At 71.6% G+C, this 24,461-nt stretch carries 18 protein-coding genes; 8 read left to right on the top strand and 10 right to left on the bottom strand.

What is annotated here, in order from left to right:
* Positions 1 to 38: 38 nt before the first annotated feature.
* From SGA01_RS03665 to SGA01_RS03650, 4 genes are all read right to left on the bottom strand, one after another.
* Positions 39 to 1,451 (bottom strand): GH1 family beta-glucosidase, encoded by a 1,413-nt coding sequence (locus tag SGA01_RS03665; RefSeq protein ID WP_141293219.1) that lies wholly within the window; start codon positions 1,449 to 1,451, stop codon positions 39 to 41.
* A gap of 93 nt (positions 1,452 to 1,544) precedes the next feature.
* Positions 1,545 to 2,636, bottom strand: a complete 1,092-nt coding sequence (locus SGA01_RS03660) for a DUF1996 domain-containing protein (protein WP_141293217.1) — start codon at positions 2,634 to 2,636, stop codon at positions 1,545 to 1,547.
* A gap of 141 nt (positions 2,637 to 2,777) precedes the next feature.
* Positions 2,778 to 4,970 carry a discoidin domain-containing protein gene (locus SGA01_RS03655; RefSeq protein WP_141293215.1) on the bottom strand — a complete coding sequence of 731 codons (2,193 nt, stop codon included), beginning with the start codon at positions 4,968 to 4,970 and terminating at the stop codon, positions 2,778 to 2,780.
* Positions 4,971 to 5,105: 135 nt separating this feature from the next.
* Positions 5,106 to 7,301, bottom strand: coding sequence for a discoidin domain-containing protein (locus SGA01_RS03650; protein WP_141293213.1), 2,196 nt, complete (start codon positions 7,299 to 7,301; stop codon positions 5,106 to 5,108).
* A gap of 213 nt (positions 7,302 to 7,514) precedes the next feature.
* Here SGA01_RS03650 and SGA01_RS03645 point away from each other — a divergent pair, with 213 nt between their 5' ends.
* Complete coding sequence (locus SGA01_RS03645) at positions 7,515 to 8,555, top strand: LacI family DNA-binding transcriptional regulator (protein ID WP_141293490.1); 1,041 nt, start codon at positions 7,515 to 7,517, stop codon at positions 8,553 to 8,555.
* Positions 8,556 to 8,573: 18 nt separating this feature from the next.
* On the opposite strand, the gene SGA01_RS03640 is transcribed toward SGA01_RS03645, so the two are convergent.
* From SGA01_RS03640 to SGA01_RS03620, 5 genes are all read right to left on the bottom strand, one after another.
* Complete coding sequence (locus SGA01_RS03640; protein WP_141293211.1) at positions 8,574 to 9,605, bottom strand: phosphotransferase family protein; 1,032 nt, start codon at positions 9,603 to 9,605, stop codon at positions 8,574 to 8,576.
* 122 nt (positions 9,606 to 9,727) lie between these two features.
* Positions 9,728 to 11,119, bottom strand: coding sequence for a GH1 family beta-glucosidase (locus SGA01_RS03635; protein WP_141293489.1), 1,392 nt, complete (start codon positions 11,117 to 11,119; stop codon positions 9,728 to 9,730).
* 89 nt (positions 11,120 to 11,208) lie between these two features.
* The gene (locus SGA01_RS03630; protein ID WP_141293488.1) at positions 11,209 to 12,048 is read right to left on the bottom strand and encodes a carbohydrate ABC transporter permease; all 840 of its coding nucleotides are present in this window, start codon (positions 12,046 to 12,048) and stop codon (positions 11,209 to 11,211) included.
* A 31-nt stretch (positions 12,049 to 12,079) separates the two neighbouring features.
* Positions 12,080 to 13,072 (bottom strand): carbohydrate ABC transporter permease, encoded by a 993-nt coding sequence (locus tag SGA01_RS03625; protein WP_141293209.1) that lies wholly within the window; start codon positions 13,070 to 13,072, stop codon positions 12,080 to 12,082.
* 11 nt (positions 13,073 to 13,083) lie between these two features.
* Entirely contained in the window at positions 13,084 to 14,388 is a 1,305-nt protein-coding gene (locus SGA01_RS03620) for an ABC transporter substrate-binding protein (protein WP_141293207.1), read from the bottom strand.
* A gap of 173 nt (positions 14,389 to 14,561) precedes the next feature.
* Here SGA01_RS03620 and SGA01_RS03615 point away from each other — a divergent pair, with 173 nt between their 5' ends.
* From SGA01_RS03615 to SGA01_RS03585, 7 genes are all read left to right on the top strand, one after another.
* Entirely contained in the window at positions 14,562 to 15,860 is a 1,299-nt protein-coding gene (locus tag SGA01_RS03615; RefSeq protein WP_141293205.1) for an ROK family transcriptional regulator, read from the top strand.
* A gap of 83 nt (positions 15,861 to 15,943) precedes the next feature.
* Entirely contained in the window at positions 15,944 to 16,612 is a 669-nt protein-coding gene (locus SGA01_RS03610; RefSeq protein WP_141293203.1) for a HEAT repeat domain-containing protein, read from the top strand.
* Positions 16,613 to 16,619: 7 nt separating this feature from the next.
* The gene (locus SGA01_RS03605) at positions 16,620 to 17,624 is read left to right on the top strand and encodes a HEAT repeat domain-containing protein (RefSeq protein WP_141293201.1); all 1,005 of its coding nucleotides are present in this window, start codon (positions 16,620 to 16,622) and stop codon (positions 17,622 to 17,624) included.
* A 182-nt stretch (positions 17,625 to 17,806) separates the two neighbouring features.
* Positions 17,807 to 18,472, top strand: a complete 666-nt coding sequence (locus SGA01_RS03600; protein WP_141293199.1) for an SDR family NAD(P)-dependent oxidoreductase — start codon at positions 17,807 to 17,809, stop codon at positions 18,470 to 18,472.
* A gap of 433 nt (positions 18,473 to 18,905) precedes the next feature.
* Positions 18,906 to 19,898 carry an AraC-like ligand-binding domain-containing protein gene (locus tag SGA01_RS03595; RefSeq protein ID WP_141293197.1) on the top strand — a complete coding sequence of 331 codons (993 nt, stop codon included), beginning with the start codon at positions 18,906 to 18,908 and terminating at the stop codon, positions 19,896 to 19,898.
* A gap of 297 nt (positions 19,899 to 20,195) precedes the next feature.
* Positions 20,196 to 21,731, top strand: a complete 1,536-nt coding sequence (locus SGA01_RS03590; RefSeq protein ID WP_141293195.1) for an FAD/NAD(P)-binding protein — start codon at positions 20,196 to 20,198, stop codon at positions 21,729 to 21,731.
* A gap of 93 nt (positions 21,732 to 21,824) precedes the next feature.
* Positions 21,825 to 22,637 (top strand): class II aldolase/adducin family protein, encoded by an 813-nt coding sequence (locus SGA01_RS03585; RefSeq protein WP_141293193.1) that lies wholly within the window; start codon positions 21,825 to 21,827, stop codon positions 22,635 to 22,637.
* Between the two features lie 124 nt (positions 22,638 to 22,761).
* Here SGA01_RS03585 and SGA01_RS03580 read toward each other — a convergent pair whose 3' ends face one another.
* A complete protein-coding gene (locus SGA01_RS03580) occupies positions 22,762 to 24,339 on the bottom strand; it encodes an MFS transporter (protein ID WP_141293191.1) in 1,578 nt (525 codons plus the stop codon).
* Positions 24,340 to 24,461 lie beyond the last annotated feature (122 nt).

Genomic DNA, 24,461 nt, shown 5'->3' with positions numbered 1-24,461 from the left:
TCTCCTCGCCCGGGGCCGTCGCACGTGCCGTGGCCGTGTCATTCCGCGCGGCGGATCCGCCGGGCCGTGTCGCGGAGCCACAGGGCGCTGCGCTTGGGCGTGCGGGTCTGGGTGGGGTAGTCGACGCGGACGAGGCCGAAGCGCTTGTCGTAGCCGTAGGCCCATTCGAAGTTGTCCAGGAGCGACCAGGCGAAGTAGCCGCGGACGTCGGCTCCCCCGGTGCGCGCCCGGGCGACCGCGGCCAGGTGGGCGGCGAGGTAGGCGGTGCGGTCGGTGTCGTCGACGAAGCCGTGGGCGTCGGGGTGGTCCTCGTACGCGGCGCCGTTCTCGGTGACGACCATCGGGGTGCCGGGGTAGTCGCGGGAGATCCGCAGGAGCAGTTCGGTGAGGTCGTGGGGCATGACCTCCCAGCCGAGGCCGGTGACCGGGAGGCCGCCGTGCGGGAGGTTGCGGGTGACGGGCAGGCCCCGGGCGTCGGTGGTGGCGCCGTGCACGTCGGCTCCGGAGGTACGCATGGAGCGGTAGTAGTTGACGCCGAGCGTGTCGATGGGGGCGGCGATGACCGGCAGGTCACCGTCCTGGACGGGGATCTCGATGCCGTGCGCGGCGAGGTCGTCGATCAGGTCCTGCGGGTACCGGCCGCGCAGGATCGGGTCGAGGTAGAAGCGGAAGCCGAGCGCGTCGGCCCGGCGGGCGGCCTCGCGGTCGGCGGGGCTGTCGGTGGCGGGCCGGCTGGTGCCGAGGAGGTGGGTGACGGCCAGGTCGAGGGGGCGGCGGGCGGCGGCCCGCAGGCGCTGGACCGCGAGGCCGTGGGCCAGGTGCAGGTGGTGGACGGCCCGGACGCCGTCGGCGAGGGAGCGGCCGCCCGGTGCGTGGATCCCTTCGACGTGGCCGAGGACGGCCGAGCAGAAGGGCTCGTTGAGTGTGGTCCAGTGGGTGACGCGGTCGCCGAGGCGCTCGTGGACGAGTTCCGCGTAGTCGGCGAAGCGGTACGCGGTGTCCCGGGCCGGCCAGCCGCCGGCGTCCTGGAGCTCCTGGGGCAGGTCCCAGTGGTACAGGGTCAGCCAGGGGGTGATCCCGTACTCGAGGAGCTCGTCGACCAGCCGGTCGTAGAAGCCGAGGCCGGCGGGGTTGGCCGGGCCGCGGCCGCCGGGCTGGACCCGGGGCCAGGAGACGGAGAAGCGGTACGTGTCGAGGCCGAGCGAGGCGAGCAGGGCGACGTCCTCGGGCATGCGGTGGTAGTGGTCGCACGCCGTGTCCCCGGTGTCGCCGTTGTCCACGGCGCCGGGGACACGGCAGAAGGTGTCCCAGATGGACGGTGCCCGGCCGTCCTCGTCGGCGGCGCCCTCGATCTGGAAGGCGGAGGTGGCGGCGCCGAATCGGAAGTGCGGGGGCAGGAGATCGATGAGCTCGTCGTGCTGGGAAGTGACGGACGGGGCGGTGGAGGTCACGGGATGCTCCTGGGGTGAGGGGAGGGAGGTCGGGCGAGCGTGAGGACGGCCCGGACGCCGTCGCGGGCGTCCGGGCCGTGCGGGGGTGAGTGGTCAGGGCAGACGGTGGTCCGCGTTCAGCACGGTCCCGCGTTCGGGGCGGTACAGGTCGAAGCCCCGGGTGTCGCACTGCAGGCCGCCGACGATGCAGTGGTCGACCAGGGCCTTGAGGGTGCGCTCCTCCCACGCGTTGAAGAAGTCGTAGTGGAAGGAGTAGCCGCGGCCGCTGGCCAGGCGGACCTGGGACATGTCGCCGTTGACCGGCCATGCCATCTTGAACTCGATCATCGGCAGGGCGACCGGGTGGGAGGCCGGGCACATGTTGTCGTTGGTGCCGGGCTTGACCACCGGGTAGGCCATGTGGCTCTTGTGGTCGGGAGTGTCGAGGTACAGCCCGTTCCAGCAACTGGGGGCCTGCATACGCAGGTTGAGCTGGACGTCGGGCCGGCTCGGACAGCTCGCCGGGATGTCGGTGTTGAAGAAGCTGTCACCGCATTCCCAGCCCTCGACGAAGCCCTTGTGGGCCCGGAACTCCTCGGCGCTCTGCATCGGGTTGCCGACGACGAACCGCAGACCCTTGGGGAAGGGCCGCACGCTCCGGTAGTCGGTGACGCCCGCCTTGTAGTAGATGACCTGCGGGCCGACGGGCAGGATCTTCTGGTCACCCTTGTACAGCGAGGGCATCCAGTACGCGGAGGCGTCCGCGGGCGCCTTGCAGGTGGTGTTGCCTCCGTAGAGCGAGCCGGTGGTGCTGGCGGCGTTGGTGGAGGTGTTGCCCATGAACGTGTGGTCGTGGGACTTGCCGAACTGACCCGGGTAGACGATCGGGTCGTCCGGCGCGGTGTGGGTGACGGCGCAGCCGGCCTGGAACTCGTGATGGTAGGCCGGGGGCGGGGTGGCTGTGGACGGTGTCACATCCGTGACCTGGGGTACGGCCGGGATGTAGCCGTCTCCGTCGGCGTCGTCGCCCGAGGCCTGGGTGGACACGGCCATGACGTGTCCGGCGTGGGCGCCCGCCGTGGCGACGACGGGCGGGCCAGCGTTGTCCGTGCCCGCGGCGGAGGCGATGGTGCCGATGCCGAGGACACCGGCGACGAGGGCTGTGCCGAGGAGGAGTGCGGGGAGTCGCTTCGGACTCGATCTCATGGGGATCTCCTGCCCATGGGGGTGGGTTCGCGTGAACGCGGGGACGCCACGCGACTGGTGTGGTGGATTCCCTTGCGGTGGTGCAGGGGTGGCGGAGTCCTGCTGCGGGACCGCCACCCCCGTTCATGGAGTCGGGCGTCGTCAGCTGTAGACGCCGAACTCGTGGAGGGAGTAGCCCCATCCGGTGCCGCGCGCGGTGAGCTGGAGCTTGACGTACCGGGCGGTGGTGGACGTCGTGACGGTGTCGATGTCTCCGTTGCCCGTGGTGGTGGTGTGGATCGTCCGCCAGGTGTTCCCGTCGTCGGAGACCTGCACGTCGTAGGACTTGGCGTAGGCCGGGTCCCAGACGAGCTGCAGGGTGCGGACGGGCTTGGCCGAGCCGAGGTCGACCTGGATCCACTGCGGGTCGCTCCAGTCGCTGGCCCAGCGGGTGGAGGTGTTGCCGTCGGTGGCGTTGGAGGCGGGGCAGGGGCAGTCGCCGTAGGAGGCCTGGGCGGAGGAGGCGGTGGTGGGCCTGTTCAGGGCGATGTTGGTGCCGGTGACGGGCGGGGCGACGACCTTGACGGACTTGGTCTCGATGCCGACGTTGCCGCGACCGTCCTCGGCCTGGATGTAGACCTTCCACACGCCGAGCTTCTCGGGCGCGGTGACGGCGAAGGTGCCGTTGCCCAGGGAGCGGTACTGCGCGTCGACGAGACGCTTGTCGCCGTTGGCGTAGTTGCCGCTGAGGAGGATCTTGGTGGTGACGGGGTCGCCGTCGGGGTCGCGGACGTCGGCGCGGACCGTGAACTCGCCGCCGGCCGGGGCGGATCCGGAGGGGGTGACCGTCATGCCGCTGATGACCGGCGGGGTGTTGTCGCCCGCGAGGGAGCCGGTGTACGCCTTCTTGAGGGAGTAGTACGAGAGGCGCTTCAGGCCGTCCGGGAGCAGGTTGAACCAGACGCCGCCGAAGTCGTGCTCGATGCCGTAGTGGAAGGCGGTCGCGCCGAGGGCGACGCCCTGGTGGCCGGTGACGCAGTTCCAGGCCTGGGTGTAGCCGTCGGCCTTCTGGACGTCGGTGGGCTCCTCGGGGACGCCGTTGGCGTCCTTGGGGGTCTCCCACTCTCCGGCGGGACCGGTCTCGGTGATGATGTAGGGCTTGGTGTAGCCGCCCTCCACCCAGTCCTGCCGGACCCCGCAGATGTCGCCGTACGCGTTCATCGAGTACAGGTCCAGGTCGGGCGCGTTCCGCTTGTAGTACGGCCAGGCACCCGTCCACGCGTCGGTGGAGGTCACGGGGTGGTCGGGGTCGATGGTGTGGATCTTCTTGGCGACGTCGTTGACGAAGGTCGTGTACGCGTTGCGCTGGGCCTCCAGCTCGGCGCCGCCGTAGCAGTTCTGCAGGCCGAGGACGGACTCGTTGCCGACGTTCCACATGAGCGTGGCCGGGTGGGACTTGTAGGTGTCGACCCACTTGGCGAACTCGGTGAGCATGGTGCTCTTGTAGGCGGTGTCCGTCACGTAGTTGACGCAGCCGCCGGAGCCCGGGCCGCCGCCCGGCTGGAGCCAGAAGCCGTTGATCACCTTGACGCCGTTGGCCGCGGCCGCGTCGAGCAGGGGCTTGGTGCCGGCGTCCGTGCCCCAGGTGCGGACGGTGTTGACGCCCATGGACTTCACGTCCGGCATGTAGCGGGGGGCGTCGGCCATGGCCGGGCCCCAGGTGACGCCCTTGACCGTGAACGGCTGTCCCCCGACGGTCAGCCGCCAGTCGCCCTGTGTCCCGCTCACCCGGACGGCGCCGCCGGGCCCGGGCTGCGCGGACCCGCCGCCGTACACCTGGAACTCCCAGAGCGAGTAGCCGTACCCGGTGCCCCGGGTGACGCCCTGGAGGCGTACGTAGCGGCCGGTGCCGGTGACGGCGAGGTCGTCGGTGCCCCCGTCGCCGGCGCTCACGGACTTGACGGTGCGCCAGTCGCTGCCGTTGTCCGAGAGCTGGATGTCGTAGGCCTTGCCGTAGGCGCCCTCCCAGTTCAGGACGACGCGGCTGACGTCCTTGCTGCTGCCGAGGTCGACCTGGATCCACTGGGCGTCGTTCCACTGGCTCGCCCAGCGGGTGCCGGTCAGATCGCCGTCGAAGGCGGCGGACGCGCCCCAGGCGGCGCCCTCGGAGGAGGAGGCGGTGGCCGTCTTCCCCTGGGAGAGCAGGGTCTCGGCGGCGGTGGCGGGCGCCGCGGTCAGCAGGGCGGTGGAGGTGACGGAGGTGGCGAGCAGGGCCCCCAGGGAGAGGAGTGAGCCTGCGGTACGGGCGCGGCTGCGGGCGCGCCGTGGTGTCGTCGGGTCGGTGATCGCGGTCATGGCGGCTCCTGGACGGACAACGGGGGAGGTGGTGAAGGGAGGGGATCGCCTTCCGGGCGGCGCAGCGGGGACTGGGCACCGCCCGGAAGGGGGGAGGGGCCGGGACGCGCAGGAGGGCGCGTCCCGGCGGGGCCGTCAGGGGAAGTTGACGACGGTGGACGGCACGGTCGAGGTGCCGGCGGGGATGGTGGACGCCCCGGTGTCGTTGATGACGTGGTTGTAGTGGCCCATGCCGCCGAGGGACACCACCAGGAGGCTGTGGAACTTCACGTTCGGCTTGACGGGTGCCTTGAAGCCATGGTCCTGGACGATGGTCGGGTCCACGTTGTAGTTGCAGTAGCTGCCCAGGCCCCATGCCTCGTGGGTGTTGACCGAGTCGTCGACGCGGTAGGCGGCGTACCCCTTCGTCGTGCCGTTCTGGATGGCGGCCTGGTTGGGGGCGTCGTACGCCTTCTCGTTCTGGTAGAAGATCGTGCGGCCGCGCTCGCCGTACCACTCGACGTCGTACTTGTTGAAGTGCTCGACGAACAGGCCGGTGGCGAGCACGTCGTCGCCGTTGACGCGGACGCCGTAGTCGGCGCGGTTGGTCTCCCAGCCCCAGCCCTCGCCGTGGTCCGCGCGCCACACCCAGGTGTGGTCGATGATGGCGTCGTCACTGTTCACGACCACGCTGGTGGTGGCCTTGCCCGCGCCGGCGCCGCCGATGCGGATGTACACGTCCTGCACGGTGGTGGGGTTGGCGGCGTGGTCGGCGCCGGAGTTCTGCGGTCCGAGCTCCAGCAGCGTCGGGGAGTTGACCGGGCCCGCGTCGATCAGGAAGCCGGCGAGCCGGACGCCGTCGACGTCGGCCACCTTCATCGCGGTGACGCCGTTGTCCGGGATGATCGTGGCGAGGCCGAGGCCGAGCACGATGGTGTTCGCCCGGTTCACGTTGATCGTCTGGTCGACGTGGTAGACGCCCGGGGTGAAGAGCAGGTGCAGCCCCTGCGCGAGGGCCTGGTTGATGGTGGCGGCGGTGGCGCCGGGCTTGACCACGTAGAACCGGCTCAGCGGGACGGACTCGCCCTGCGGGGTGCCGTTCGCCCAGCTGGTGCCACGGGCGTTCACGCGCTTGGCGGGCGCGAACACCTTGTACTCGTTGCCGTCCAGGTAGAGGTAGGGCTTCTCGCGGGAGATCGGCGTCGTGTCGAGCGTGGTGTAGCGGGGCTCGGGGAAGGAGGTGGCCGGAGCGCCCTCGACACCCGAGAAGGTCTGGTTCCAGACGCTGTTGGACCAGCCGCCGATGGAGCTGTCCCGGGTGTACCACTGCTGCTGCGAGTAGTTGCCGACCTGGCCGTCGATCTTCGAGTCGGCGATGTAGCCGCCGCTGGCCCAGCCGTAGCCGTTGGGGGCGAGGTTGAGGCCTCCCTTGACGTGCATGCGGCGGAAGGAGGAGGCCTGGGAGACCGCCCACCGGTTGGTGCCGTTGACCGGGTTGAGGGTCAGTCCCTCGGCGCCGCGCCAGAAGTTCTGAGTGGCGTTGCCGTTGAACCAGCCCGCGTCGACGGTCACGTCACCGTTGATGGTGGTGTCCCCCGGGCGCAGGCCGAGACCGGCTATCTGGGTGTAGAAGCCGATCTGCGCGTTCAGGTTGTTGTACGTGCCGGGCTTGAGGAGGAAGGCGTGGCGGCCGGCGCCGAACTGGGCCGACTCCTGCTCCCGGAAGACCTGGTCCAGCTTCGCCTGGATGTTCGGCGTGGACGGGTCGATGACGTGCACGTTGGGGCCGAGGTCGCCGCCGCCCGGCAGGGTCGGACCGCCGCCGTCGGTGGAGCCGTACACCTGGAACTCCCAGAGGGAGTAGCCATAGCCGGTTCCCCGGGTCAGACCGTTCATCCGGACGTAGCGACCGGTGCCGGAGAGGGTGACGTCGTCGGTGCCGCCGTCGCCGCCGGTGACGGTCGTGACGGTCCGCCACTCGGTGCCGTTCTCGGAGGCCTGGATCTCGTAGCTCTTGCCGTAGGCGCCCTCCCAGGTCAGGAGGGCGCGGCTGAGGGTGGCGCTCTGGCCGAGGTCCACCTGGACCCACTGGGCGTCGGTCCACTGGCTGGCCCAGCGGGTTCCGGTCAGATTGCCGTCGACGGCCGCGGACGCGGCGAAGGCCGCCCCTTCCGTGGACGAGGCGGTGGCCGTCTTGCCCTGCGAGAGCAGGGTGGGGGCGGCCTGCGCCGTCGCGGCGGGCAGGACGGCGAGCAGGCCGCCGGCGAGCGAGGCGACGAGTGCGCCGACGGTGGCCCGTCGGACGGATGAAGCGGGGCGCCGGAAGGCCGGCGGGGACCCGACGGAAGACATGGGGCTCCTCGGTGTACATGGCAGAAACGTGGGAGAGCGCTCTCCGAAACCTTGCCCGGCGGTCACGATGACGGTCAAGCCATGCGACACAGCTTTTCTTTTGGCTTTCATTAAGTGACAGCGCCATCTGGTCCGGGACGGCCGGAGCCCGTACCGCCACCGGACACGGAGCCCCGATATGGTGCACAAGTGGGGAATCGACAGAGCGCGCGGGTGGGAAATCGAGGACCGACCCTGGAGGACGTCGCACGTGAGGCGGGGGTGTCGCGGGCGACGGTGTCCCGTGTCGTCAACGGCGTGCGCAACGTGGCCCCCGGTATCCAGCAGGCCGTACGCGACGCGGTCGCCCGCACCGGCTACACCCCGAATCAGGCCGCCCGGTCCCTGGTGACGCGCCGCACCGGAACCGTCGCCCTGGTGTTCTCCGCGACGGGAAAGGCCTTCGCGGCCCGGGTGTTCTCCGACCCGTTCTTCGGGCGGGTCGTGGACGGAGTGCTCCCGGTCCTGCGCGAGCGGGCGATCCAGCCGGTCATGCTGGTCGCGGAGTCGGAGCAGGCCAGGGCCCAGCTGGTGGAGTACCTGCGGCGGGGCGGCGCCGACGGAGCGCTGGTGGTCCCGCTCGACGCGGACGACCCGCTACCGTCGATGCTGGTGGCGGCCGGTGTCCCCACGGTGCTGTTCGGCCGCCCCCACGACTCCACGCGGTGCGGCTTCGTCGAACTCGACAACACGGCGGGCGCCCGGCTGGCCGCCGAGCATCTGTGGGCCACCGGCCGGCGGCGCCCGGCCACCATCGCCGCACCGGCCGGCGCCCCTACCGCGCGCGAGCGCCTCGACGGCTTCCGGGAGGCGTTCGCGGCCCGCGGGGTGACGTCGGTGCCCGTCGTACGAGGACGGTTCTCGGTGGACAGCGGCCGGCGCGCGATGGCGCGGCTGCTGAAGGAACACCCGGGGACCGACGCGGTGTTCGCCGCGAACGACCTGATGGCGCAGGGCGCCTGCCAGTACCTGCGCGAGGAGGGGATCACCGTCCCCGGGTCGGTGGCCGTGGTGGGCTTCGACGACTCCGTGGCCGCGCGGAGGGCACGGCCGCAGCTGACCACCGTGCGTCAGCCGGTGGAGCGCATGGCGGCCGCGATGGCCGGCCTTCTGGTCGAGGAGCTCACCGGCGGCCGGCCCGAGTCGGCCCTGCAGCCCTCAGAACCGGCCTCGAAGGTGTTCGACCCGGTGCTCGTCGTCCGCGACTCCACCTGACCGCCCCGCACCGGCCCGTCACGCCTCCAGGGCGTCCAGCGCGGCGAGCTGTCGTGTGAGGCGCTCGGCGGACCAGGCGTCGCGCCAGGCCGCGAGCTCCCCGTCGTAGGCCCGGGGGACGACTTCCACACGCATGATGAGGGTGAGGTAGACCCGGTAGAGGGCCAGTCGTACGCGGGCGCCGGTGTCGATGGTCAGGTCGGGTACGAGGGAGCGGTAGCCGGCCATGAGGTCGGGATCGTCCTCGGCCGAGCCGAGCGGGTCGAGTCCGACGAGCTCGGCCAGGGGGTCGCCGAAGAAGGCGCGTTCGCCGTCGATGAGGCCGCTCAGGTGCCACGGGCCGTTCCCGGCTCGGGCGAGGACGATGTTGCCCTCCCAGGCGTCGAAGTGGACGAGCGCGGGGCGGCGGACCTCTGTGAGCCGGTGGCCGAAGCGTACGGGCAGGGCGGCGAGGAGTTCGGGCGGGGCGGGCAGGGCGACCTCGAACCGGATCGCGTCGGCGAGGACGGCGTGCAGCATGGCGGTGAACGCGGAGGGCCAGTCGGGGCCGAAGAGGCCTGCGGCCGATCGCGGGTAACCGTAGACCGGTCCGGTGACGGTGGCGATCCGGGCCACGGACTCCCCCAGCCGGTGACGCAGAGCGGCACGATCGGCCGGGGTGAGCCGGTCGCGGGCGGCGTCCCAAGTGGCGCCGTCGAGGTAAGTGAGGAGCAGCCATTCGGCAGGGGTGCCGGGGCCGGCGGGCTCGTGGTGGAGGACGGTGGGTACCTGGGCGCCCGCCCGGGCGGCGAGGCGGTGGAAGAGTGCCTCGGTGCGGAGGAGGTCCTGCTCGTGGGTGAGGGCGAGGGCGCTCGCCTGCGGGGCCGTCTTGAGCACCAGCCGCCGCCCGTCGGCGAGTTCGAGCAGGCGGGCGGAGTTGTAGAAGCCCCCGCTGAGGACGGTGTCCCGGACGACCGTCACGGGGCCGAGCACGCGGCGCAGCCGCTCGGCGGCGAGCTCGTCGGCGTCGTCGGGCCCCGGCGGAAGGGACGGAACGGCGGCGTCGGCCATGGGACGCTCCTGTACGGGAAGCCTCGGACGGGGACGGTGGGGCGACGGCGGTGCACTCCGGAAGGCCGCCCCGCCGGTGCCGGGGCGGCCTTCCGGAGTGCACGAGGGCGCGAGGTGCCCGGTCAGCCGGCGGTCGCCTGCCGGTGGGCACGGATGATGTCCGCGTACCGCCGGCCGCTCGTCTTCACGGTCCGCTTCTGCGTCGCGTAGTCGACGTGGACGAGGCCGAAGCGCTTGTCGAAGCCGTAGGCCCATTCGAAGTTGTCGAGCAGGGACCAGGCGTAGTACCCGGCGAGCGGCGCGCCCTTGCGCAGGGCGCGGGCGCAGGCGGCCAGGTGCTGTTCCAGGTAGCGGGTGCGCTCGGGGTCGTGGACCGCGCCGTCGGGGGCGACGGTGTCGGGGAAGGCCGAGCCGTTCTCGGTGACGTACAGCTCGCGAACGCCGTAGTCGTCGGTGAGGCGCAGCAGGAAGGCCTCCAGGCCGCCGGCGTCGATCTGCCAGTCCATGCCCGTGCGGGGGACGTCGGGGAGGCGGACCTCGCGGGCGTGCGGGACGGGTCCTGCCGGGTCGTCGGCGACGGTCACCGGGAAGTAGTAGTTGAGTCCGTGCCAGTCGAGCGGGGCCGCGATGGTCTCCATGTCACCGGCCTGTTCGGGCAGTTCGACGCCGTACAGCTCGCGCATGTCGGCGGGGAAGCCGCGGCCGTACACCGGGTCGAGCCACCAGCGGTTGGTGTGGCCGTCCATGCGGGCGGCGGCCGCGATGTCCTCGGGCCGGGTGGAGGCGGGGGCGACGGTGGAGTGGTTGGTGACGAGGCCGACGCGCGCGCCGGGAGCGGCGGCGCGGATGGCCTGGGTGACGAGTCCGTGGCCGAGGAGCAGGTGGTACGAGGCGCGGACCGCAGCTGTCAGGTCGGTGTATCCGGGGGCCATACGCCCTTCCAGGTGGCCGATCCAGCCCGAGCAGAGGGGTTCGTTCAGGGTGGCCCACTGGGTGACGCGGTCGCCGAGGCGCTCGGCGACGACGGAGGCGTACGCGGCGAGGTGCTCCGCGGTGGCCCGCTCGGTCCAGCCGCCGCGGCTGTCCCGGACCCGGTCCTGAAGGGCCTGCGGCAGGTCCCAGTGGTAGAGGGTGACGGACGGGGCGATGTCCGCGTCGAGGAGGGCGTCGACGAGCCGGTCATAGAAGTCGAGTCCGGCGGCGTTGACCGGTCCGTCGCCGCCGGGGACGACGCGCGGCCAGGCGATGGAGAGGCGGTACGCGTCGGTGCCGAGGCCCTTCATCAGGGCGAGGTCCTCGGGCCAGCGGTGGTAGTGGTCGCAGGCGGTGTCGCCGTTGTCGCCGTTGTCGATCGCGCCGGGGGTACGGGTGAAGGTGTCCCAGATGGAGGGGGCGCGGCCGTCCTCGGCGACGGCGCCCTCGATCTGGTAGGCGGATGTCGCCGTTCCCCAGGCGAAGGACGGAGGGAAGGCCTCCAGGTCGAGCGCGGGGCGGGAGTCGGGGGATGCGGACACGGAGAACCTCTTCGTGATGGGAGGAGAGAAGGCCGAGGGGGCGGAGACGGCGGAGGAGCCGGAGAGCGCCGAGAGGGCGGGGAGCGACGTCACTTGACCGCACCCGCGGTGAGGCCGGCGACCAGGTAGCGCTGGAGGAGGAGGAAGCCGACGACGACGGGCAGGCTCACGACGAGGGAGGCCGCCATCACCTGGTTCCAGTACACGTCGTTCTGGGTGGCGTAGCCCTGGAGTCCGACGGCGAGGGTGCGGGTGGTGTCGTTGGTCATGACGGAGGCGAAGAGGACCTCGCCCCAGGCGGTCATGAAGGCGTAGACGGCGACGGCGATGATGCCGGGGGACGCGGCCGGGACGATCACCCGGAACAGGGCCTTGATCGGCCCGCAGCCGTCGACCTTGGCGGCTTCGTCGAGTTCGCGCGGGATCGAGTCGAAGTAGCCGGTCAGCATCCAGATCGAGAACGGCAGCGAGAACGTCAGATAGGTGAGGACCAGGCCTTCGCGCGAGCCGAAGAGCGCGATGCCGGTGGCGTTGCCGATGTTGACGTAGATGAGGAAGAGCGGCAGCAGGAAGAGGATGCCGGGGAACATCTGCGTCGACAGCACCGTCACGGTGAAGACCCGTTTGCCGCTGAAGTCGTAGCGGCTCACCCCGTAGGCGGCGAAGATCGCGACGACCACCGAGAAGACGGTGGCCGCGCCCGCCACGACGATCGAGTTCACGAAGTAGTCGGCGAGCGGGACGGTCTCCCAGATGTCGACGTACGGGCGGAACGTGATCCCCGACGGGATCCACTGGAACTTCCCCGAGACGTCCTCCAGCGGCTTCAGCGAGCTGGAGACCATCACGAACACCGGCAGCACCACGAAGGCGGTGAGCAGAGTGAGGAAGATCCGCCGGGTCCACAGGAACGAGCGGGGCGCGGCCATCGGGGAGCGCCCCGTGCGCCGGAGTGCGTTCTCAGACATCGGAGGTCTTCCTTCCGCGGGTGGTGAGCAGGAGGTAGACACCCGTGACGACGAGGAGGAAGAGCAGCAGCAGGACGGACATGGCCGAGCCGGTGCCGAAGTTCCACGTCTGGAAGGACGACTGGTAGATGTGCAGCGAGATCAGGTCCGCCGCTTCGGGTGCCGCCTCGCCGAACAGGACGAACGGCGTGTTGAAGTCGTTGAACGTCCAGAGGAACAGGACCAGGACCAGGATCTGGTTGACGGGCCGCAGCGACGGCAGGGTGATGTGCCGGATCTGCTTGAGGACGCCCGCGCCGTCGAGGGAGGCCGCCTCGTACATGTCCCGGGGGATGTTCTGCAGACCCGCCATGACGGTGAGGAAGGCGAACGGCCAGCCCTTCCACACGGAGACGACGAGCAGGGACCAGAAGCTGTTGTCGCCGATGAGCCAGAAGGCGGGGCTGTCGCCGATGCCCAGCTGGTCGTGAAGGACGTGGTTGATCAGGCCGTTGTCCCGCTGGAACATGAACGCCCACGTGATGACGGCGGTGTAGACCGGCAGGGCGTACGGGACGAGGAAGAGGGTCCGGAGGATGCCGCGGCCCCGGAACTCCTCCTGGAGGAAGATCGCGGCGGCCGTCCCGAGGAACCAGCACAGGGCGACGGACAGGACGGTGAACAGACAGGTCGTCAGGAAGGACCTGAGGAGCGCCTGGCCGACCGGGGCGTCGAAGTCGATCGAGACGGCGAAGTTGTCGAGGCCGGCCCACGGGGCTGCGGACCAGTCGCGGATGTAGAACTGGGTGAGCTCCTTGAAGCTCATGCCGATGCCCATGAGCATCGGGATGAGGTGGACGAGGAGTTCGAGGAGCAGGGCGGGCAGGAGCAGCAGGTACGGCAGTGCGATGCGGCGGCGCCCGGAGCGGCGTGGTGCGGGTGCCCCTCCGGGTGCGGCCTTGCGCACCGCCGGCTCCCGCTGGGGAGCGACGGCGGTTCTGGTCATGGAGGGGCTGCCTACTTCTTGGGCATCTGCTGCTGGGCCTTTTCGAGCTTGGCCCGCACGGACTCGGTGGTGACGGGCCGGCCGGCGGCAGCGTCGGCGAACAGCTCCTTGACGGCCGTGCCGACCACGGTCTCGAACTGGGACTCCTCGGGGACCTGCGGCAGGGCGGCGGCGCTGGTGGCGAGGGTGTCGCGGATGACGGTGAGCGAGGGGTCGGAGAACCCGGGGTCCTGCTGGGCGCTCTTGACCGGCGGCACCGAGCCGTAGGCCTTGTTGAGCATGATCTGCTCCTCGTCGCTCGTCATGAACTTCACGAACTTGAGGGCGCCGTCGAGGTTCTTGGTGTTCTTGAAGACGGCCATGTTGATGCCGGCGACCATCGAGTTGGTCTGCTTGCCGGCGCCGGGCTTGCCCGCCGGGACCGGGGCGGGGACGACGCCCCAGTCCTCCGGGGCCATGCCCTGGGAGGCGAAGGTCTGCTGCGGGGTCTGCCACAGGACCATGGCCGTCCGGTCCTTGGCGAAGTCGCTCAGGGACTGGTTCTGCGCGTACTCGGCGTTGCCGGGGGCGACGATCTTCTGCGTGGCCATCAGCTCGACGTACTGCTTGACGGCGGCGACGGCTCCGTCGGAAGTGAAGTCGGCCTTGCCGTCGGCGGTGAAGAAGTCGGCTCCGTGCTGCTTGGCGAGGACGAAGACCTGGTGGATGTTGTTGGACAGGTTGGAGCCCTCGACCCCGAGGCCCCACTTCCCGTCCTTGCTCAGCTTCTTGCCGGTGGCGATCACCTCGTCCCAGGTGGTCGGGGGCTCGGTGATGCCGGCGGCCTTGAACATGTGCTTGTTGTAGTAGAGCGCGTACGCCATCGAGTAGAGCGGGACGGCGGCCGGGTCCTGGCCGGGGGTGCCCGTGGAGCCGAGCGCGGAGTCGACGAACCGGTCCTTGCCGCCGATGGCCTCGAAGTTCTTCGCGTCGAAGGGCAGCAGCGCGCCGGTGGACTGGAGCGAGGCGCTCCAGGTGTTGCCGATGTTGAGGACGTCGGGGCCCTGGCCGGAGGTGGTCGCGGTGAGGATCCGGTTGAGCAGGTCGGACCACGGGATCACCTCCAGCTTGACCTTGATCCCGGTCTCCTCCTCGAACTGGTCGAGCTCGGGCTGGAGGACCTTCTTGTCGACCTCCAGGCTGGAGCCCTGGTTGGTGGCCCAGTAGGTGAGGGTCTTCGGCGTCGCCTGGCCGCTCTCCCCGCCGCCGCATGCGGTGGCGGTGAAGGCGAGGGAGAGGGTGACGGCACCGGTGACTGCGGCTCTGATTCTGCGCATGGCTCCTGGGCCCTTTCGGGGGGATGACGAGGATGCCGAACGAGGAGAGCGCCTGGACCGCCCTCCGTGGCATCGGCTTAATTTAGGATGTGAGTTAAACCCCACGGGAAGGTCGCGTCAAGGCCTGTACTGCGGGTATGTTGCAACGAACGACTTCAGAGACGGGGACCCAAGTGCACGCAAGAAGTGGCCGCACGGTGCGTGACCTGCGGCGTGAGAACCGCACCGCCGTTCTGCGCAGGCTGTACTTCGACGGGCCGGCGAGCCGCCTCACGCTCGGCCCCGCGACCGGCCTGAGCTCGGGCTCGGTCAGCAACGTCGTCGCCGAGCTCATCGCGGAGGGTCTGGTCGAGGAGGCCGGCAGCGTCGACTCCGCCGGCGGGCGTCCCCGTACCCTCGTGCGCGTCACCCCGGACAGCGGGTTCATGATCGGTGTCGACATCGGCGAGACCCGGATCAGGATCGAGCTCTTCGACCTCACCCTCACCGAACTCGCCCGCACGGAGCGGGCGCTGGCCAGCACCGGGCCCCGCACCGGGCGTTACGACGTGGACCTCGTCGTCGCCCACCTGCGCGACGGCATCGCCGAGGTGCTGCGGGCCGCGGACGTCCCCGCCGACCGCCTCCTCGGCGTCGGCGTCGGCGTACCCGGCATCGTCGACCATGGTGAGGACGGCGCCGTCGTCCACGGCCAGACCATCGGCTGGGACTCCGTCCCCCTCGAACGGCTGCTGCGCGAGGCCGTCGACCTCCCCGACACCGTGCCGTACCGGATCGACAACGGCGCCAAGACCCTCGGCCAGGCGGAGATGTGGTTCGGCGCGGGACGCGGCGCCCGGAGCGCCGTCGTCGTCCTCTTCGGCTCCGGCGTAGGCGCCTGCTCCGTCACCGACCCCATGGAACCCGGCCGCGCCCTCGAATGGGGACACCTGACGGTACGGGTCCGGGGACGGCGCTGCCGCTGCGGTTCCCACGGCTGCCTGGAGGCGTACGCCGGCGCCGAGGCCCTCCTGGAGCGATGGCGCGAAGCCGGTGGGCGGCCGCCGGCCGGCGCGGACGAGGAGACCGCCCTCACCGCGATGCTCGCCGCCGCCCACCCCGCCGACCCGGCAACCGCACCCGACATCACGGCCCTCGCCGTCCTGGAGGAGACCGCCGAATACCTCGGCGCGGGCTTCGCCGACCTCATCAACCTCTTCCAGCCCGAGCGCATCCTCGTCGGCGGCTGGGCAGGCCTCCAGCTCGGCGAGCGCTTCCTCCGCACCGTCACCCGCTACGCCCGCGAGTACGCGCTCCGCTACCCGGCCAGCCGCACCGGCATCGGCCTGGGCACCCTCGGCCCCGAGGCGGTCACCGTCGGCGCGGCCCTCCTGCCGCTGGCCGACTTCTTCGCCCGGGGCGGCCGCCGCCCCGAGCCCCGGCCCTCCGCACCCGCGCCCGCCTGGCGGGCCGCCCTCCAGGACCGCGTGTGACGCGCGGATCGGGCCCACCGCGTGGCGCCGCTTGACCTTGACACCGTGACAAGGCCTTCACTGGGGCGGAGGAGGTGGTCACGATGACCGAGCGGAAAGACGCCGCACACACGACCCGAGCCCTTCAAGGGCTGGAGCACGACAGCCCGTCGGTACGCCTGCGGGCGGCGCTGGCGGTGGGGACGAGCCCGGACCCGTGGTGCGTCGACGCGCTCATCGGACGGAGCGCGGTCGAACCCGACTTCTCCGTCCGCGAGATGCTCACCTGGGCGCTCACCCGCCACCCGGCGTCGGCGACGGTCCCCGGGCTCGTCGGCGAACTCCGCTCGGAGCACGGTCAGGCACGGAGCCAGGCGCTGCACACCCTCTCCAAGATCGGCGATCGGCGGGCGTGGCCGGCGATCACCCGGGCGCTGCTGACCGACGCCGACGACGAGGTCGCGCGGAGCGCCTGGCGGGCGGCGGTCGCGCTCGTGCCCGAAGAGCGGGAGGCCGAACTGGCCGGCGTGCTGGCCACACAGCTCGGGCGCGGCGGACGCGAGACGCGGTTGAGCCTCAGCCGGGCGCTGATCGCGCTCGGCGAGGCGGCCGCGCCGACGCTGCGTGCCGCGACGGAGCATCCGGACCCTCGGCGGCGTCGGCACGCGATCGCCACGGAACGGCTGGCACGCGACCCGGATGCCGGATTCGATTTCGCGATCGAGGAGGCGAAGCGCATCGTGGCTCTCGGCACGACCGGCCGGGAGGAGTGAACAGGCAGTGTTGATCGGTGAGGTGGCACGACGGTCCGGGGTCAGCGCCCGCATGCTGCGGCACTACGAGTCGCTCGGCCTGGTGCGGCCGACCGGGCGCACGGACGGCGGCTATCGCGAGTACACCGACGAGGACATCCGGCGGATCTTCCACATCGAGAGCCTGCGGTCGTTGGGACTTTCGCTGCGTGAGGTCGGGCGGGCACTCGACGATCCCGGCTTCACGCCCTCGGAGCTCGTCGACGACCTCATCCGCCAGACGCGGGAACGCGTCGCGGTCGAGACCGAACTGCTCACCCGGCTCCACCGGATCGGGGCCGCCGAACCCGCCGGCTGGGAGGACGTCCTGCGGACCGTCGCCCTGCTCCAGGCGCTGGGGTCGAAGAGCGCCGGCACCCGGCAGCGCGCGGCCCTGTCCTCGGCCGGGGGCGAACCGGTTCCCGTCGAGGCGCTGGTCGAGGCGGCGCTGGGCGAGAACGACCCGATCGTCGCCGGAGCCCTTCGCTGGGCGCTGGCGCGCGGGGCCGAGGGCGGACCTGCGCTCCTCGCGAAGGGCCTCGACTCACCGGCGGCCGAGGTACGGGAGCGTGCCGTCCGCTCCCTCGCCGAGCTCCCGGACGAGGAGGCGACCGCCCTGCTGCGGGAGGCGCTCGCGCACCCCGACGCGGTGGTCCGCGGGCACGCGGCGCTGGCGCTCGGGGCCCGCGGCGTGGCCGAGGCGGTCCCGGTGCTCATCGACATGATCGTGGCGGAGACGAACGACGTCGACGCGGCCGACGCGTTGAGCGCGCTGGCGAGCCGTCCCGGGTCGGCGGACGGGATCGCCGCCGGGCTCGTCGAGCGGCTCGCCCACGCCGGCGCCGGGGCGCCCGCGCGCCGGCGGCTGGCGCAGGCCCTCGCGGAGATCCCGGGGGTCACGGCGGCCGGCGCCCTCGCGGAGCTCGCGCGGGACGAGGACCGGTCCGTCGCGCTGACCGCGGCGTACATCGTCGAACTGCGCGAAGGCAGGTAGCGGGATTCCGAACACCCCGTCCACTTGTGCGAAGGGCGGTGACGGCACGTCGGCGGAGCGCCGTCACGCTCCGTGTCCGCCCTTCGCTCGCGCGGGTGGTTCCCGCCCGTGGAGGGCGCTGAGGGGGTCGAAGATCGTCGTACGCTCCGCCCGTAACCATTCGCGGGAGCAAGGGAGTTGTGGTGTCCACAGCAGTCGTGGTCGGTGCCGGGCCGGGGATCGGGAAGGCCGTGGCCTCGCGGTTCGCCCGTGAGGGGTACTCCGTCGCCGTGATCGCACGGAGGAAGGAGACCGTGGAGCAGGTCGCCGCGGAGATCGGGCGGGACGGCGGCAGGGTGCTGGCCCTGACCGCCGACAGCACGGACGAGGCGGGGCTGCGGGCCGCCCTCGACACGGTCGGGAAGGAGCTCGGGCCGGTCGACGCGGCCGTCTACAACGCCGCCCTCATCCGCCGCGACGGACCGGGGGAGCTCGACGCGCGGGGGCAGCTCGACGCCTGGGCCGTGAACGTGGTGGGCGCGCTCACGACCGCGAGCCATGTGGCCCCGGGCATGGCCGAGCGGGGCAGCGGAACGATCCTGGTCACGGGCGGAATGCCCCGGGTCGACCCGGGCTATGTGAGCCTGGGCCTCGGAAAATTCGGTGTCAGGACCCTGGTCGACCTGCTCGACGCGCAGTACGGTCCGGCCGGGGTGCATGTGGCCTCGGTGACCGTCCCCGGGGCCGTGGCGCCCGGTACGGCGTACGACCCGGACGACATCGCGGAGCACTACTGGCGCCTGCACACCCAGCCGCGGGACGGCTGGGAGCGCGAGGTCGTGCACGGCGGCGTACCGGCGGCCCGCTAGCGCGCGCACGCGCGCCGCGGCCCCCGCTGTCAAGGCGTCCTTTCCGGACTCCGCGCCTCGGGAGGTCCCAAGATCACGCCCTGAAGATGCCCAGGGACCTGCCCATGGACCCGCGGACAGGAAAGCAAGAGCCCCTTCGGTCAGGCACCGACGGGGCTTCGGCCATGCCCGGAACGACGCGGCATTCGTGAATGTTCCATGAACTACACAGTGCGACACAGTTCGCGCCCCCTTCTCGTGGATATACACGAAGCAGGAATCCTTGTTCGAGCCGCACTGACGCAAATCCAACTGCCGGGCGTCCCAGCCCATGCAGCAGGATGAGGATCATCTGTGAAGAGAGCCGGCAACGGCCCTCGAGAAAGGAGAACTTCATGCCCCGCGACCTCCAGGGCAAGTGCATATCCCTTTCGGCGGCACCGGGACGATTCACATGAGCACTGTGCTGCTCGACCCGACCGGGCCGGTGCGCACCTTACGCACGGGGGAATCCGCTCTGCAGCGGGGATTCCACGCGTGGGGTGATCTCGTCACGGACACCTGCGGTCCGCTGCGCGTCTATCGCACCGAGCCCGGTCACTTCGAAGGGACCATCGCCACAGGCACCTTCGGCACGGTGCAGCTCGCCGAGGTCCAGGCCGGGCCGCACGCCGTCGAGCGCACCGCGCTGCTCGCCACCAAGGCGGCGACGGCGCCCCTCTATCTCGCGTGCGTCCTGGACGGAGAGGTCCGGGTCCGTCAGGGCGACCTCACGGCCGTCGCCCGGGCGGGCAATCTCTTCTGCTACGACAGCTCCCTGCCCTTCTCCCTCTGGATGCGGCAGCCCATCCACATGGTCACCGTGAAGTTCGACCACCGGCTGGTCGACCTCAGGGCCGGGGTCGAGCACCCGCTGCGGGCGGCCACCTGGTCCGGCTCCGAAGGGGCCAGCGTGCTCCTCGCCGACCTGCTCCGCAGCGCCGCGCGGAACATGTCGCGGCTGGACCCGGCGATAGCGGACCACCTGGGCAGCAGCGTCGCCAGCCTGGTCGGTGCCGTCTGCTCGGAGAAGCTCGGCGAGGCGGTGCCCGACCCCGTCCTGGCCCGCCGCGCCCTGCTGCACCGGATCAAGACCTTCGCCCGCGCCCGGCTCGGCTGCTCCGAGCTGAGCCCCCGGCTGCTCGCCAGGACGCACAAGATCTCCCTGCGCTACCTCCAGCTGCTGTTCCAGGACGAGGACAGCAGTCCCGCCCTGTGGATCCGGAACGAGCGGCTGCGCCGCTGCCGGGACGACCTGTCCGACCCGCGCACCGCCCATCTGACGGTGGCCGGCATCGCCGAGCGCTGGGGCCTCGACAGCGCGTCGCACTTCAGCAAGCTGTTCCGCGAGCGCTACGGGGTGGCCCCCCGCGAGTGGCGCCGCCAGTCGGCACGCGGGCTCCCCTAGGACCGTCCCGCCCGCCCCGCACCCCCTCTCCCCCACCCTTCTCTTTCTCCTCCTCGCCTCCCGCACCGGCGCGCACGCCGAACGAGCGTGCGCAAACCCGTTATGCCGCATGCGTGTTCACGCCAGCGGCGCCGACGGGAAGCCAGGAGACTGGATCCCGATTTCACAGGTTTTGCGGTTCGGCTCTCCCGACACTTCTGTCCGTACCTACCGCATTTCTTTCCGTACCTGTTCCGATCGGTTTTCCCTCGGTAAAAGAACGGACATCATCCGCGCCATTGAACGGGGTTCGCTCGAATGTTGTTTCCTGCGAGAATCGGCATCATCGGAGGCGGCGCCTCCGCCGTATGCCTGCTCGACACTTTGAGCCAGCGCGACGAAATTCCCGAGTCGGTCACGGTGTTCGACCCCTCCCCGCACCTGTGGCGGGGTCGTGCCTACCAACCCGACGCCGCGACCCTGCGGGTGAACGCCCCACCCGAGGACATGACGGTGCGGGCCGGCGACCCGGAGCACTTCACCCGGTGGCTGGAAGCGCGGGCCGTGTTCCTGGGCACGCGCGCCGACCACGTCGACGCCCGCTCGGGCATCACCTTCCCTCCCCGGGCCCTGTACGGCGACTACCTGGAGCAGTGCGCCCGCGCCGCGCTGAACCGGCTCGCGGCCCGCGGCTGCGCCATCCGGCTGGTCCGGGCGGCCGTGGCCGACCTGGCGCGCGAGGACGGCGCCCTGGTCGCGTACACCGCCGACCGCACCCCCTACGCCCTCGACCACGCCGTGCTCTGCGTGGGCACCGGGGAGCCGGCCGACCCGCACGGGCTGACCGGCACACCGGGGTTCGTCGCCGACCCGTACCCGGTGGCGCAGCGGCTCGCCGGCATCGGCGAGCGGGACCGGGTCGTCGTGGTCGGCAGCGGGCTGACCGCCGTGGACGTGGTGCTGCACCTGACCGCGGCGGGGCACTCCGGTGAGATCCTCATGGCCTCCCGGCGCGGGGTGCTGCCGAGCGTCCGCCAACGGCCGGTGGAGCGCGCACCCCGCTACTTCACCGCCGCGCACTTCCGCGCCGTGGCCGCGCGGGGCGAGCGGCTCTCCGTCGCCGACGTGGTCGCCCTGATGGGGGCCGAGCTCGCGGACGCCGGATCGTCGCTCGACTCCGTCGCGGCCGAGATCGCCACGACGGGCACCGAGGACCCCGTCGCCCGGCTGCGGCGCCAGTTCGGCCTCGTGGACGGCACCGACCCGGGCCTGCGGCTCCTCCAGCACGCGGTCCCGGACACGGGCCCCGACGTCTGGCCGCTGCTGCCCGAGCACGAGCGGACCCGACTGCTGCGGGACCACTACCGGACCGTGATGAGCCTGTGCTGCCCCATGCCGCCGGCCAGCGCGGCGACGCTGCTCGCCCGGGCCGACCGCGGCCTGCTGCGGATCGTCCGAGGCGTCGAGCGGATCACCGCCCGACCCTCCGGGGGCTTCCGCCTGGTCGGCGACGCGGGCGTCCAGGACGCCGACGTCGTCGTCAACGCCGTCAGCCCCGCCTCGCACCGCGTCCCGCGCGGGGCGTCGGCGCTCGTCGACGCGCTGGCCCACAGGGGACTCGCCGTCCGGCATCCGCGCGGTGGCGTCCACGTCTCCCGGTCGACCAGCGGGCTGCTCGCCGCCGGCGAGACCGACCGGCGGATCCACGTCCTCGGCGACCTCGCCTCCGGCTCGCTCTTCTTCACCTTCGGCGTGCCCTCCCTGGTGGACCGGGCCGTCGACATAGCGGACGCCGTCCACGCGGAGGCGGCCCGCACCCCCGTCGGGTCCGCGGACCCGGTCCGCGCCCTCTGACGCGTCCGGACAGGCCCTACGGCCCACTCCGCCCCGCGACCACCCCCACCACCGGCCGTACCCCGGCCGCCCCACACCACGAGGAGCCCCCGCATGACCGAGATCGCGACGCAGGAACGGGCCGACTACCTGGCCGACACCCACACCGGCCTCCCCCTGCCCACCGAGCCCGTCTTCGACTCCGTGGAGGACGACCGCAGGCACCGCAAGCAGCGACTGACCGCCGCCCTGCGGCTGTTCGGCAAGTACGGGTACGGGGAAGGCGTGTCGGGGCACATCTCAGTGCGGGACCCCGAGGGCGACGACCTGTTCTGGGTCAACCCCTTCGGTGTCCCCTTCAGCCGGGTGAAGGTCCGCGACCTGATCCTCGTCGACTCCAAGGGCCGCGTCGTCGAGGGCCACCACCGGCTCAACCCCAGTGCCTTCGTGATCCACTCCGCCATCCACCGCGCCCACCCGGGCGCCGTCGCCGCCGCGCACGGCCACACCCCGCACTCGCGGGCGCTCGGCGCGCTCGGCCGGCTCCTCGAACCGCTCGACCAGGAGTCCGCCGCCTTCTACGGCGACCAGGTCCTCTACGGCGACTACGAGGGCCCGTCCATCAGCCTCGCGCAGGGCGAGGACATCGCCGACCGGCTCGGCGACAAGCGGGCGATCCTGCTGCGGCACCACGGCCTGATCACCGTCGGCGGCTCGGTCGACGAGGCCGTGCACTGGTTCTTCACCTACGAGGCCGCCGCCCAGGTGCAGTTGCTCGCGGCGGCCGCCGGGCAGGTGCAGCCGATGAGCCACGAACAGGCCGAGGCCGCCCGCGACGGCTTCGGGGACCGCCACCTCGGCTGGTTCAGCTTCCAGCTGCTCTGGGACGAGATCGTGCACGAGCAGCCGGACCTGCTCGACGAGTGACCGGAGCCGGGCCGGCCGGCCCGTGACAAGAGCGAAAGGCCGCTCCCCGATGAGGGGAGCGGCCTCTCGCGTGCCGGTGACCGACCACCGACGACCGGTCACCGGCCGTCCGCTCCGGGCCGGGTCAGCGCCCGGACCGGCCGGCGGACTCGGCCGTACGGCCGTCGGCCTTCTCGGTACCGCCGCCGTCGGCGTCGGCGTCGGCGGAAGCCGCCTCCAGGGAGCCGGAGGCCGGGGAGCCGGCCCGCGAGGAGCCGGCCTTCCTCCGGGCCGCCGCCGCGGCGATCGGCACCGAGAAGGCCGAGACGGCGGCGATCAGGACGATGACCCAGATGCCCTGGTGGTATCCGGTGAGCGACTCGGCGTGCGAGGGGCTCTCCTCACCGCCCATGCGCACGGTCACCACGGCGAGCACCACCGCGGCGCCCACCTGGTAGCCGGTCTGCAGGATGCCCGCGGCGAGGCCCTGCTCGGACTCGTCGACGCCCGAGGTGGCCGCGACGTTGGCCGCGGTGAAGGCGAAGGGGAAGCCGACGCCGATGAGCACCATGCTCGGCAGGATCACCAGCCAGTAGGAGGAGCCCTCGCCCACCCGCAGGAAGAGCAGGAAGGCGACGGTGTAGGCGAACATGCCGCCGAAGACCGGCCAGCGCAGTCCGGTACGGCCCAGCCACTTCCCCGCGCGGGGCGCGAAGGTGAGGATCATGAGGCCGATCGGCAGGAAGGCGAAGGCCATCTGCAGCGGGGACCAGCCCCGGTAGGACTGGAGGTAGAGGCTGCCGATGAACTGGTAGCTCATGTAGGTGCCGAGGATCGCCGCGGCGATGAGGCTGGCGCCCACCAGCGATTTGTTACGGAGCAGACCGAGCCGCAGCAGCGGCTGCGGGCTGCGGGACTCGATCGCCACGAAGGCGGCGAGGAGCAGGGCGGCGGCGCCGAGGACGCCGAGGGTGACGCCGGAGAACCAGCCCGAGGACGGGGCCTGCACGATGCCGTACACGAGGAGCAGCATCGCGGCGGTGACCGTGACCGCGCCGGCGGCGTCGAAGTGTCGCTTGGAGCCGTCGTGCGCCGGGTCCTTGGGGACCAGGATCAGGGCTCCGATCAGGGCGGCGATCGCCACCGGCACGCCGAGCACGAAGGTCCAGCGCCAGCTCGCCTGGGTGAGGGCGCCGCCGACGACCACGCCGATCGAGTAGCCGATGGCGCCGCAGGCCGTGTAGATGCCGAGGGCGCGGTTCCGCTGCGGTCCCTCGGGGAAGTTCCCGACGACGATCGAGAGGGCGGAGGGGGCGGTCAGCGCGGCGCCGATGCCCATCACGAGCCGGCCGACGATGACCAGGAGGCCACTGTTCGCCAGCCCTCCGAGGAGGGAGCCGGCCGCGAGGACGGTGAGGCCGACGAGGAAGACCCGCCGCCTGCCGAGGAGGTCGGACATCCGGCCGCCGAGCAGGAGGAAGCCGCCGAAGCCGAGGACGTACGCGCTCACCACCCATTGGGCGGCGGACGTGCTCATGCCGAACTCGTCCTTGATCTGGGGGGTGGCGATGCCGACCATGATGTTGTCGAGGGCGTCGAGGGAGAACGCCCCGCACACCACCACGAGCATCAGCCATTCCCGCAGGCCCCATCGCACGCGGGCCTCGGGGTCATTCGGACCGGGTAAAGCGCCGTCCGCCGTGGCGTCGTCCGCGATAGTCATGAACTGGATCTCCTTGTCGGACCGACCGTAGAGTCGAGGGAAGGACGAGGGCAGGACGGAGTGACCGCCGAATTTCCCGTACGGGGGGGCAGCGGACAACACCACTTCTGTACTAACCTCTA

Source organism: Streptomyces gardneri (assembly GCF_006539185.1).
Classification (GTDB): Bacteria; Actinomycetota; Actinomycetes; order Streptomycetales; family Streptomycetaceae; genus Streptomyces; species Streptomyces gardneri.
Note: the sequence above shows the minus strand (reverse complement) of the source record. Positions and strands in the feature narration are given on the sequence as shown.

Excerpts from the sequence above, each read along its gene's own strand:
- SGA01_RS03660 (WP_141293217.1), bottom strand. The coding sequence starts at position 2,636 with ATGAGATCGAGTCCGAAGCGACTCCCCGCACTCCTCCTCGGCACAGCC.
- SGA01_RS03655 (WP_141293215.1), bottom strand. The coding sequence starts at position 4,970 with ATGACCGCGATCACCGACCCGACGACACCACGGCGCGCCCGCAGCCGC.
- SGA01_RS03650 (WP_141293213.1), bottom strand. The coding sequence starts at position 7,301 with ATGTCTTCCGTCGGGTCCCCGCCGGCCTTCCGGCGCCCCGCTTCATCC.
- SGA01_RS03640 (WP_141293211.1), bottom strand. The coding sequence starts at position 9,605 with ATGGCCGACGCCGCCGTTCCGTCCCTTCCGCCGGGGCCCGACGACGCC.
- SGA01_RS03630 (WP_141293488.1), bottom strand. The coding sequence starts at position 12,048 with ATGGCCGCGCCCCGCTCGTTCCTGTGGACCCGGCGGATCTTCCTCACT.
- SGA01_RS03625 (WP_141293209.1), bottom strand. The coding sequence starts at position 13,072 with ATGACCAGAACCGCCGTCGCTCCCCAGCGGGAGCCGGCGGTGCGCAAG.
- SGA01_RS03620 (WP_141293207.1), bottom strand. The coding sequence starts at position 14,388 with ATGCGCAGAATCAGAGCCGCAGTCACCGGTGCCGTCACCCTCTCCCTC.
- SGA01_RS03610 (WP_141293203.1), top strand. The coding sequence starts at position 15,944 with ATGACCGAGCGGAAAGACGCCGCACACACGACCCGAGCCCTTCAAGGG.
- SGA01_RS03595 (WP_141293197.1), top strand. The coding sequence starts at position 18,906 with ATGAGCACTGTGCTGCTCGACCCGACCGGGCCGGTGCGCACCTTACGC.
- SGA01_RS03590 (WP_141293195.1), top strand. The coding sequence starts at position 20,196 with ATGTTGTTTCCTGCGAGAATCGGCATCATCGGAGGCGGCGCCTCCGCC.
- SGA01_RS03585 (WP_141293193.1), top strand. The coding sequence starts at position 21,825 with ATGACCGAGATCGCGACGCAGGAACGGGCCGACTACCTGGCCGACACC.
- SGA01_RS03580 (WP_141293191.1), bottom strand. The coding sequence starts at position 24,339 with ATGACTATCGCGGACGACGCCACGGCGGACGGCGCTTTACCCGGTCCG.